At 46.9% G+C, this 10,225-nt stretch carries 12 protein-coding genes; 5 read left to right on the forward strand and 7 right to left on the reverse strand.

The annotated features are described in order from the left end of the window. The first annotated feature begins 76 nt into the window (after positions 1–76). Positions 77–382, forward strand: a complete 306-nt coding sequence (locus KUC_RS18780; protein ID WP_141243499.1) for a hypothetical protein — start codon at positions 77–79, stop codon at positions 380–382. 289 nt (positions 383–671) lie between these two features. Here the strand turns inward: KUC_RS18780 and KUC_RS18790 are convergent, their stop codons facing one another. Next, positions 672–1,964, reverse strand: a complete 1,293-nt coding sequence (locus KUC_RS18790) for a hypothetical protein (RefSeq protein WP_007114846.1) — start codon at positions 1,962–1,964, stop codon at positions 672–674. A 462-nt stretch (positions 1,965–2,426) separates the two neighbouring features. On the opposite strand from KUC_RS18790, the gene KUC_RS18795 reads away from it, so the two are divergent. From KUC_RS18795 to KUC_RS18805, 3 genes are all read left to right on the forward strand, one after another. Next, positions 2,427–2,903 carry a glycoside hydrolase family 24 protein gene (locus tag KUC_RS18795; protein ID WP_040481762.1) on the forward strand — a complete coding sequence of 159 codons (477 nt, stop codon included), beginning with the start codon at positions 2,427–2,429 and terminating at the stop codon, positions 2,901–2,903. Between the two features lie 147 nt (positions 2,904–3,050). Next, positions 3,051–3,458 carry a hypothetical protein gene (locus tag KUC_RS18800; RefSeq protein WP_040481765.1) on the forward strand — a complete coding sequence of 136 codons (408 nt, stop codon included), beginning with the start codon at positions 3,051–3,053 and terminating at the stop codon, positions 3,456–3,458. Positions 3,459–3,505: 47 nt separating this feature from the next. Next, complete coding sequence (locus tag KUC_RS18805; protein ID WP_007114848.1) at positions 3,506–4,516, forward strand: hypothetical protein; 1,011 nt, start codon at positions 3,506–3,508, stop codon at positions 4,514–4,516. Between the two features lie 320 nt (positions 4,517–4,836). Here KUC_RS18805 and KUC_RS18810 read toward each other — a convergent pair whose 3' ends face one another. After that, complete coding sequence (locus KUC_RS18810; protein ID WP_007114849.1) at positions 4,837–5,967, reverse strand: helix-turn-helix domain-containing protein; 1,131 nt, start codon at positions 5,965–5,967, stop codon at positions 4,837–4,839. Further along, positions 5,939–6,550, reverse strand: coding sequence for a hypothetical protein (locus KUC_RS18815; RefSeq protein WP_040481768.1), 612 nt, complete (start codon positions 6,548–6,550; stop codon positions 5,939–5,941). The genes KUC_RS18810 and KUC_RS18815 overlap by 29 nt, the downstream gene beginning before the upstream one ends. Positions 6,551–6,856: 306 nt before the next feature. Here KUC_RS18815 and KUC_RS18820 point away from each other — a divergent pair, with 306 nt between their 5' ends. Continuing rightward, a complete protein-coding gene (locus tag KUC_RS18820; protein WP_007114851.1) occupies positions 6,857–7,144 on the forward strand; it encodes a sll1863 family stress response protein in 288 nt (95 codons plus the stop codon). 83 nt (positions 7,145–7,227) lie between these two features. On the opposite strand, the gene KUC_RS18825 is transcribed toward KUC_RS18820, so the two are convergent. The 4 genes from KUC_RS18825 to KUC_RS19730 all read right to left on the reverse strand — a co-directional run. Next, on the reverse strand, positions 7,228–8,439 hold the full coding sequence (locus tag KUC_RS18825; RefSeq protein WP_007114852.1) for a toxic anion resistance protein: 1,212 nt from the start codon (positions 8,437–8,439) through the stop codon (positions 7,228–7,230). A gap of 63 nt (positions 8,440–8,502) precedes the next feature. Continuing rightward, positions 8,503–9,444, reverse strand: coding sequence for a hypothetical protein (locus tag KUC_RS18830; protein WP_007114853.1), 942 nt, complete (start codon positions 9,442–9,444; stop codon positions 8,503–8,505). Positions 9,445–9,559: 115 nt separating this feature from the next. After that, complete coding sequence (locus KUC_RS18835; RefSeq protein WP_007114854.1) at positions 9,560–9,748, reverse strand: YgaP family membrane protein; 189 nt, start codon at positions 9,746–9,748, stop codon at positions 9,560–9,562. Positions 9,749–9,777: 29 nt separating this feature from the next. Next, positions 9,778–10,225: DsrE family protein (locus tag KUC_RS19730; RefSeq protein ID WP_040481774.1), on the reverse strand; the 448-nt coding region annotated here is incomplete at its 5' end.

A 10,225-nucleotide genomic window follows, 5' to 3' on the forward strand; every position in this document is an offset into this window, starting at 1 on the left:
AGTGTAGCGCTACTCAATCAGGGGGTGACGTCGGGAATACGCCAGCTGGCCCCGAGTGGAGGAAGGGGTGATGGCCATGGCAGTTAAGAAAGAGGGAAGCACGATGCGCGATATGTTTGAGCGAATGCCAATGGCTAGGCTGCGTGAGATCGCAAGAGAATCACATAAAGACCACGATCCGGAGGCAGCACGGGTATTTGTTAACCGTGTGCTTGATATGGAAGTAGAGCGGCGCACCTGGTACGTCCATGAAAACCCGGGGTACCAGCCATTCAGCTCCGCGGCCAAACTGGGTGAACCACCTGGTGGTGGAACAGCTGCCGCTGAGCCCCTGGTGATTGCCTATGATCGCGGTATACGTGTCCATGATGCCCATGAATAAGCCAGAAAGATGCACGGCTGCCCACTCGCAACTTGCTAGCCGCGCTGATCCAGGCGGCAAAGACAGACCTCGGGTAAATGGGCCTTGGGGAAAGAGCTATGATCAGATAGCTGTAGGGTTGGGGCATTACGCTCAAATGCTGGGGTGGCCACCAGGTATTGAAGCCAAAATTGAATTCAAGAAGGGACAGGCGATTAAGCGTGCAGCTGTAGAGGGGCGTGCGCAGATGATAATGTTGACTCAATTGGGGTAAAAATTGAGCTCCTTTAGGTCAAAGGAGCTCAACCACTCATTTTTTTGTTATTGTTTTTATTGTATCTGTCAGATTGTGCACTACTGATGAGAGGGCATCTAACGATTTGCTATGAGACTCTGTTTCGTTGCTAACATCTTCAGTTCTATGCTGACAGAATAGTTTTTCACTTAGTTGCTTTTTGAGGTCGTTTTTTTCATTTTCTGGAAGAGATGAGATAAATGGGTCGATTGCCTTGACTTCAAGAGCGAACCAGCGCATTTTTTGCTCGTTGATTAAATGGATTCGCGACTGTTTTGATGAAAACTGTGCAGCAATAAAGGCAATTGCTGTAATTGATATAGTGATAATTAATACTGGCCATTGGACTTGGTTGTTGATAAATGTTTCGAATCCGAGAGTGTTTTTGAATAATACCCACAAGATTATGAGCGCGTAACACCCCATGGTGATTCCTCTCCATAAGTTAGCGGCACTCTTTTCGTCATCAGCATTTTTTTTGTACCCGCCCGCTATCCCATCTTCAGCAACCAATTCATATATATCTTTTATTGAGTTATGCTTTTCAGTTATATCATTGCTGCTGTCTGCGATTTTTTGAAAAAGAGCAGAGGTTCTTTTGTCAATTTGCTCTTCTTGATTTTTATAAATTGATTTTGTTTTTTCGGTTATCGTTTTAAGAGTTTCTTCTGATTGTTTTAAAAAAGTATCATGGCGTAACTTTTGTTCTGAAGTAAACTCTTCCCTTCTCCTATTTTTTTCAGCCAGCATCATTTTATCATTGTTCTCCATGATATCTTTAACTTGACTTGATCGTTCTCGCAGTGACTCTTCAAGTGCGTTAATGCTGTTTAATTTTTCTCTAGCTTCACCAATAGTGAATTCAAGCGTTAATCGAAGATCAATGATCTCTTTTTCTTGCTGCCTTTGTTTTTTTGTTAATCTAGAAGAAATTGAGTTAAAGAGCTCATTTTCATCTATATTTGTAGTCATTGCTGACAGCTTATAGACTTTTTCTACAAGACTGTTAGTTAGGGCTTTAGCTTCATTGTAATCAAAGTCTCTATTGTTTAAAATCTTCACAAAGACATGTTTAAATGAATTGCATGTCAGTAATTCATTAATTTCATCGAGTGTATGAGTAGGGTAAAATGTTGGGTCAATTGAGTCTATTACTTGCTTGGTTTTTATTAAAATGCTGCTTATATGTGAAAGGTTGTCCGATGAGTTGGAATTAACCATGTCGACATTGTTATGTAAGAAATCTAACAGCTCATCAAGTGTTTTATGAATGTTGTGCTCATTGTAATAGTTTACCCATTCGTTCATTTTTATATCCCTTCTATTTAATGCTTAGTTTTCTTGATAGATAGAATAGTTTTTCTAATTTTGAGGTCTTTAGCGAAAATAAGCGACTCGCTTACCTCGGAACTTGTCTACCAACTGTAACATTAAATTCGGGAGAGGCAGAGCTATGGTTGAATTTTAAGTAGTACGCATAAAAAAGCAGACGCCGAAGTTATTGGTATCTAACTGCGGGTGTTGCATTGCCGGAGCAGTTGCGCTAAATTAATGCTAACTAGTCGAAACCACACATAAAACTTATACGATTAAAGCCCTGCCTGATATACGGCGGGGCTTTTGCGTTTCTGCCTTTTCCTGCGTTGCAGCCTAGCAACGCCTTGCACCATATCTTGTGGCTTTTCTACTCCTGAGCTCATCATGCCTGCTCAATCGCCTGCCCATTGATCCGATGAGGCGGAACTCCTGCGCCTGGAGCCAGCACCACCCTTGGATACACGAGCGGGCAACGTGGCCGCTTTCCTCGATACGCTAGCGCATGCCGAAGGCACGACACGCTTCGGCTTTCAAGACGGCTACAACGTGTTGGTGGGTGGCAAGATATCCAACAGCTACGACAATCACCCACGCCAGCTAGTCTGGCTACCTTCTTATCAAATCAATTCCAGTGCTGCAGGGCGCTATCAATTCCTCACCAGCACTTGGGACGATCTAGTGGAGCGTTTCGGTATAGCCGACTTCACACCAGCCAGTCAAGATTTAGGCGCTGTTCAACTGATTCGCGAATGCAAAGCGCTTTCCCTGATCCATGACGGCCGGATCCGTGACGCCATCCATGCTTGCCGCAACATTTGGGCGAGCCTGTCGTATATCGAAGGAAAGTCTAAAATAGCTATGATAAAATTCTATTGCATTACCTCGTTTGATAATTTTAATTTATTGAGCCTCATCTTTGCGGTGGGGTGATTTTTTTGGTTTCAGGGTAATCACATTAGAGACGACATGATTATATGAACATATTTTTATCGCCCAGCTAGAAGGCAATCTTAAGCCAACCTATGGAGTCTGAGAGAAGTATGTGACTATAAGGAAATACATAGGAAGGTGATTAGCATGTTTGGAGATTTAGCAGTAGGGAGTGTCACAGGCATATTCAGTGGAGGCTATACGGGCTTTGTCATAGCCCGTTACACAAAATTTAGAGACCTTCGCGACGAAGCATTAAGAATTGTGAGAGGTATTGAATATGTAGCTGATAGTGCTAATCTGGTTACTAAAATAACAGGTTATGACTCTCGAAGAATGTCTTTGATTATAAGTGACTTATTAGGTTCGAAACATAAAGAATCTGGGAGTATAATTTCAGGTTTGGACAAAAAAATAGTTCGCACTGTTTTAAAGGCTGAGGCTTCAGGTGTTTTAATAGATGAAGTGTTTAAAGCTGATAGTCAGGCTCAAGAAGAAATCCGAAAAACCACACCAAGCTTTCTAGCACTATTGTCACTGACGCCAAGAATATAGCTTATGACTAAGTTGACCTGAATGATTTAAAAATCTGGACGATTGAAATGAACAATAAAGAACTTTCAGAAAAGCTAATATCGCAGCTTCAAGAAATATCAGTGGCATTAATAAAGTTTTACGGTCTGCAACACGAGAAGTTTGTATCCAATTTGAGTGATCCATTATTGCGTTGGCTCGACTTCAGGCTAAGATATGTTGACCCTGAACGTCGCCATGTATTTATGTCTAATGTGTTTCCTAAAAGATTCCCCAAAGATGCTCGCCGCGCCTTGGTAAAGTTTGCGCTGTTAAATCTTACTGGTTGTGATATAAACCCTTATCAAGGAACGGGACTAACTAAAAACAATGATATAAGCAGCAAGAAGAGGAGGTCTAGGAGTGATTTTCTCTGGGCGGACTGGGGAATTCACCATTTTCACCTATCGACAAAAGTGCAAAATGATAAAAAGTATTATGCTCCTCGTTCTGATTGGCTTGTTTTTTGCGCCATATATAAAAACGCAATTTTTATTATTGATGTCCGCAGTCACAAAGAGGCAAATTTTTTTTCTGACATTCAGCTATTGAAAAGCTTTGAGTCCAGTTGGCCTCACTTAATGAGCGACTACGAGTTAAAAGGGATCATACCTTCTGATATCAATCTTTCCAAAGAAGATATTAGTAAAAGCAGAAAAGGAGGTTTGGTAATGCCGATCACAATCAACGGTAAGGCATACACTCCCCCTGGAATGGGGATTACTACAGCTTCTACTCCAGGTATTGTGACTGATATCGAAACAAAGATATTACGATGCATCTATTTAATTGCAGAGGCAATTTGTAGCGACGACAATCCTTTAAAAAAAGAGATTGAAAAGCACAAAATACAAAATGAAGATATCGAATTTAGCTTGTCACCAAAAGGCCTAATTATATATTCCGGAAAAGCCAACTGTGGCTGGCTGTTAAAGGATCATCCAGAGTCTGCATATAGTTTTGTTCGGGAAATGATGACTCCAGGTTGGGTTGTATCGCACCTCCAATATCGAATAGAAAACCCTCTTCTAGCCTACTGATGGGAGGCTACTAGCGTATTTATCAAAAGAAAAATCGTTTTCATTACTTTTACGGATGTTAAACTTTTTTTAACTTGATAGTGTTACAGAAAACCGCTGTAGTTAGTCATAGCCAATCTATCTAAACCGCTGATTTTAAAGGGTTTTATTGTGAGTGAGAGCGATTCCCGTCTCTCTGCCACCTCAACACTGAAAACCCCCTGATTCGTCAGGGGCTTTTCTGTTGCGCGCCAGTCAAACAGGGGGTGACGTCGACGGAACCATAAAAAAACCCACCAATTTGGTGGGTTTAATCAACGCTCAGCATGGGGGATAGTAAGCTATGCCATCATAATGCTAGTGACTTTTGAGTCGTCAATCTGTTTGCTCAAGGCATAACCTGTCAACTGTGAAGCGATTTTAGGATCAATGTGCAATTTTTTAGCTATGTCGAAGATGGAAATACTCATCTCTTCATAAATCATATCGATTGCGTGAGGGAGTATTTCTGGATACTCCATGGGCAATATGTCATCCAGCTCTTCTGTCTTTGCTTGCCCATTTTTATTTAGATATACGTTTGCATATCTATATTGCTGAGCAGTGATCAGGTTTAACTGATTGGCTCGAAAAATCATAGCTCTGAGACTGAACCTCCAGCGCTCTTTCAGTTCAATCATTTTCCTCCACCTGAATCCACGAGGCCCTATGCACTCCGCAAATTCTTTGATAAATGCTGTGCGAGGAAAAAGAAACGCACTAGCAAACGCATTCGCTTCAGACTCAGTTTTAGAGCATCCTGTCTCAACGCCCTGATGTAATACTAAGTGACCGCATTCGTGCGCGAGGTCAAAACGAAGCCTGCAAACGCTTTCTTTTGCGTTGTTCCTAACGATTATTGGCCTTTTACGACTAATAGAAAGTGCATCAACCTTATCAGAAACGTTGTCATAACAAGTAATTACTGCGCCTGCATTTTCAAGCACTCGAATCATATTGGTGATTGGGGCTTCAATACCTAATCCCCAATGCAGTCGCGTTTTTTCAGCCGCCCGCTCTATAGAGTTTGCGTCAGAAGTGTAGCTTCCTAACTCTGGGAAATTGATTTCAGGTAGTTCAAGCAGTTCATCTAGCAGTTGAACGATGTCCTCAAAAATTGTGGACATGGCCAATACCCTATTCGCCAAGTTAATTGGCGTAGTTTTTCTTTTTCTAAAATGGCATTGTTCAAATTTGACATCATTTCCCAGAGGTGTGAAAAAAAAACCATTGCTGACTTCTAGCCGCTCTGAAATAGCATTTAAAACATCTTCTTGAGGGTTTTTAACACCACTTTCTAGTTGATGAATAAACTGTCTGGATACATTAACGCAATCACCCAGCTCTTGCTGGGTGATTCCTGCCATGAGGCGGGCAAGACGCAGTCTGTCTCCAAAAAATTCGTTACTCGTGACTAACGTCGTTTTCGCCATTTTCTTTGCCCTTTTCCTTTCTCCTGAGCTTGCTGGCAGCTGATTCAATTTCAACGCCTGGAGCTTTGGAGTCGTCAGCACTATTGAGCTTGGTAATTTTTCCTTTGAGAGGAATTTCCCAATGAATGTGCTTGATGCCTTCTTCCGTAAAACCGATTAGATAGGCCCTATCAACATATTTATCAGGGCCAGTTTCGATGATGATGTACCAAATCAATGAGTTGATGGGTTCATCATGGAACTCGAAATCGATTTGTCTAAGAGCTTCTTCAGACCTAATAAGCTTGCTACCTGGTAGTTTTTCAGCGATCCCTTTCCAAAAGCGAACTGGGGTATTGCCAATTCTGAATGTGAACCTGCCATCAGGGGTGAGCACACTTAACCATTCAAAGTCAGGTGTGCCAGCCTTGGATATGATGATGGAACGCGTACGCTCATAGGCAGTAACACCAAGTGATAGGTTGGTATCGCCTTCTTCAGGAGCATGGCTATCTATAGCTGTTGCTCTGACGTCGCTGATCAGTTGAGCCATCAATTCTATTCGTTCAGCTTTCAGATCAGCATTGGCAGTTTCAGGTAGCATCAGTTTTCCTCTTCTTAGGCCTGATATTATGCATAGTATGCTTATTATGAGATCTGTCAAGCTGTAGCGGAAAAGTAAACCGATAGCCAGTAAGTCAACCTCCTGTTTTTTCTTTGGCTAGCGGTGTTTAATCGGACAATATCCTATTCAGTAAACGTTCATAACCATGTGAAAGAATTTGTCCGATGGCCTTTACCTTTGCCCCGAAACTAACACCATGAACTCGATGAGATTTCCAGCTAGTCTTGGTAGGCGGAGATTCACATCGCATCCGGCATACCCGTTACCGCAAGGGGAGGTATCACCATGAGACAACGCGATGAATTCGTTGAGGAAATGAAAGCCAGGCTCGATGAGTGGAATGCTGATATCGATAAGCTGACCGCCAAGGCTCGTCAGGCGAGTGACGAGGCGAGGGTGAAGTACCAGGAGGATATCGAACGGCTCAAGAAGCGCCAAGCGGAGACCCAGCAAAGGCTTGACGAGCTTCAGCATGCCAGCGAAGCAGCTTGGGAGTCTGTCCGTCAAGGCATGGAAGACTCTTGGGAGCTGATGCGCAAGGCCTTCCGGGATGCCTCTTCTCGTTTCAAATAGCTTATTCAGCTAGCTCATACAACTATCTCATACAACTAGCTCATACAACGATCCATGCGCTTCACTTGAAAAAGCCTGAACAATTAGCTGGGGTCGCGTCCATCCTGGGGCTGCGACTCGTTGCCTTCTTGAAGACGCTCGATGGACGTATTTCCCTGCTTCGCCAAGGTCGCTAGGCGGTCGATCTGTTCATCTAGGCGGGGCAGGGCCTCCTGCCGATAGCTCGATAGATCATCGATGGCGCCCATCACCTCGCTGAAGGCCTCTTCAAGCACTTGCATGTCGAGCATCGCAGAAGAGGCACGCTTCTGGATGTCCACGCCTTGCTGACGGAGGGCCTTGGCCGTTCCGCCAATCATCTGCGACGTGGTGGTGTTGATGGCTTCGATGCGGTCCAGCACTAAGCGCTGATTAGCCATTGCCATGGCCACCGTCACCGCGACGGTAAGCGCCGAGACGGTGACGTTAACCGCTCTGTCTACGCCGCGCATCAACTCACGGTTATTGCGAATGATGACCTCAAGCGCCAGTACGCCTTGCTGACTCACTGCGAGTTGCTGCTGAAGGTCAACAATGCGCTGACGTAGGGGAAAGAGCAGCTCCTCCTCAAGGAAGTGACGCCTTGGATCATCGCCATCGCGTGCGGCGATCTCGTCCTGAAGGCGGCGATCGATCATGCGACCCAGTGCTATTTGACGGTTCAACTCGCCAAGAATTTTAGTTAACGCTTGCTGGTCATCGTTCAGGGTGAGGTTGTCACGATGTAGCATGTCGCGACCGCCTTCAAGATCCTCGATGATCGCGTCCAGTGCCTGTTGGGTATTCTCGAACTTACGAAAATAGCGCTGTAGACGGCTGTCAAGGCCGGGGATGACTGACAGAACGCGATCCAATGTAGTAGGCGCTAAGCGATGGCGAGCAGGGTCGAGCCCCTCCATGCGTCCGCGTAGATCGGTTAGTGCTTTGGCAACCGGCCCGCCTTCGTCGCCCTGGTGGGCCAACTTGCGCAACGGCGTTTGCAGCATGGCACTGCGATGGGCGGCCTGCTGTTGTAATTCAAGCCCCATCTCATCCACGGCATGGCGTTGGCGAACTACCGACGCCTCGTCTCCCTCGGCGAGAATATCTTCGACAAAGCGGTCGGCCATCGCCTCAAGCTCAGGGTCGATGTTGCGCTTATCGGGGTTGGCCGAATCGGCTTGGCTCCCGCCCAATGGGTTAGCTCCCAACTGGTCAGCGATCTCGTCCACCGGCGGCAGGGAGAGGCGACGTTTGTCATCGGATTGCAAAGCCATGGACATCTCCTGAGCTATTAAAATAACCGTTGTAAAAAGAGCACAGTACCATCGGCCGCCGGATTAATCTTTGCGCGCATAACGATCCGCGCCTTCGACGAAGAGGCGCAGATCCTCCAGTGCTTTATCAGTGGTGACCGACGCTTGTGGGCGAGCCGTCTCAATGCGCGCCATGGAAACAGCGGTATCGTCGAGCACGGTCAGGGCGGATTCGATGCGGGCAGAGAGCTTATTCAGCCGATGTTCGGTCTCAACTAGCAGATCGAGGCGCCGCACTAGAGCGGCTCGCTCTTCATCGCCTAACCGTTTACCCTCCCGGTTCAGTCGACCTCGCACGTAATTACCGTCCACGCTAACCACCCCACGCGCCTGTGAGGCCATGGTCGTCAGCGTATCCACCGCACCGAAACAGACTTGAGTGACCAGGCCTTGCGAGCGCTCGAAGGCCAGCTCGCCAGTGTGGAATCGCTCGCCCAGTACGTCCATCACATGCTGGTAGCGGCTATAGAGGCGGTCTGTCAGGATCGCCAGATCAGGGCGATGCACGTCGAGCAAGCTCTGCTTGGCTCGACACATGGCCAAGACAAGATCGTTGGCCCCCACAGGTGGTCTGGCCGGGTCGAGTACCGACACACCCGTTTCATAGGCGTTGCGCTCCTGCTGAGCGCGGCGTTGATTTACTTCGGCCTGTCTTTGAGCCTCCTGACGACGCTCGCGGCGACGGGCCAGCCATCTGCGCAGTGTTCGCTCGACGGGTAGCGCCGCAGGAATGGCGACGATGCCCGCAAGCCAGCCAAACAGGCTGGGGCTGAAACCACCCCACAGGGAGGTCAGCCACAGCAGCATGCTGATAAAGGGAACCACCAGGCAATAGCGGGCGATCACCTGGAGACGACTGGGAGCCGTGACCGGAAGCGCCAGACCAGGATTGAAGAGGCCGACCAGTAGCCAGGGCAGGCAGGTCATAAACAGGCCATAGGAAAATCCCTGCAGGAATCCCAACATAGTTACGGCTATCCTTCAGTCATGAAACGCAAACACCGCGTGTAGAGTAGAATAACTGAGATAGGTCGCTAAGCACCAGTTGGGCAACTCCTGACTACTGGCTGACTGTGGGTGGCTATTTAACTTTGCAGGTATTGATGCCTAGAAGCTTGTAGGCTGGACAGAAGTTAAATAGCCCTGTGGCTAGCGGCACAACACCGATCCAGCCCCAGACTCCGATAGTGCCTGTCAGGGCCAGTACTATCAGTACAATCCCCACCAGGATGCGTAAAATTTTATCGATACCACCAACGTTGCTGTTCATAACCGACTCCTCAAACTCAGCTTGGGAACTCAAAAACTGTAAACAGGTATGGACGGATCGCGCATCATTTCCGCTATGGGGCCAGGAGCCGCCACACCCACACCTTCAAGAAGGTTGTCTTCCTCGTTTTCGCTATTGGGCAGGTAGATGGCACATACATTCACGTTTGCACCATTTTCCAACAGCATGCTCAGAATACCTTCGGGTTTGACCTGGCCCGCCGGGTTGCTCGGCGGTGTGTTGATGGCCTCGCTGCTTTCGTATTCCTTGACGGCCAAATCACCGGCGGCATCACAAAGCAGTATATGCAGGTTAGTGCCTTGCTGCTGCATGGCGTTGGATAGAATCATGGCCATGCCCTGGGTCTGCAGTGAGTCGCTAGTAAGGATAACTAATGCCTGATCTTCACCTGCGTTGCTTCCATGGCTGTCAGCCATTGAGAGGCTAGAGAAGCCGATGGCAGCGGGAGTTGCTGCC

Source organism: Vreelandella boliviensis LC1 (genome assembly GCF_000236035.1).
Classification (GTDB): Bacteria; Pseudomonadota; Gammaproteobacteria; order Pseudomonadales; family Halomonadaceae; genus Vreelandella; species Vreelandella boliviensis.

What these genes read in the sequence shown, in the direction of transcription:
- KUC_RS18800 (WP_040481765.1), top strand. Translation starts at nt 3,051, where the DNA reads ATGTTTGGAGATTTAGCAGTAGGGAGTGTCACAGGCATATTCAGTGGA.
- KUC_RS18825 (WP_007114852.1), bottom strand. Translation starts at nt 8,439, where the DNA reads ATGGCTTTGCAATCCGATGACAAACGTCGCCTCTCCCTGCCGCCGGTG.
- KUC_RS18815 (WP_040481768.1), bottom strand. Translation starts at nt 6,550, where the DNA reads ATGCTACCTGAAACTGCCAATGCTGATCTGAAAGCTGAACGAATAGAA.
- KUC_RS18805 (WP_007114848.1), top strand. Translation starts at nt 3,506, where the DNA reads ATGAACAATAAAGAACTTTCAGAAAAGCTAATATCGCAGCTTCAAGAA.
- KUC_RS18810 (WP_007114849.1), bottom strand. Translation starts at nt 5,967, where the DNA reads ATGGCGAAAACGACGTTAGTCACGAGTAACGAATTTTTTGGAGACAGA.
- KUC_RS18820 (WP_007114851.1), top strand. Translation starts at nt 6,857, where the DNA reads ATGAGACAACGCGATGAATTCGTTGAGGAAATGAAAGCCAGGCTCGAT.
- KUC_RS18790 (WP_007114846.1), bottom strand. Translation starts at nt 1,964, where the DNA reads ATGAACGAATGGGTAAACTATTACAATGAGCACAACATTCATAAAACA.
- KUC_RS18835 (WP_007114854.1), bottom strand. Translation starts at nt 9,748, where the DNA reads ATGAACAGCAACGTTGGTGGTATCGATAAAATTTTACGCATCCTGGTG.
- KUC_RS18780 (WP_141243499.1), top strand. Translation starts at nt 77, where the DNA reads ATGGCAGTTAAGAAAGAGGGAAGCACGATGCGCGATATGTTTGAGCGA.
- KUC_RS18830 (WP_007114853.1), bottom strand. Translation starts at nt 9,444, where the DNA reads ATGTTGGGATTCCTGCAGGGATTTTCCTATGGCCTGTTTATGACCTGC.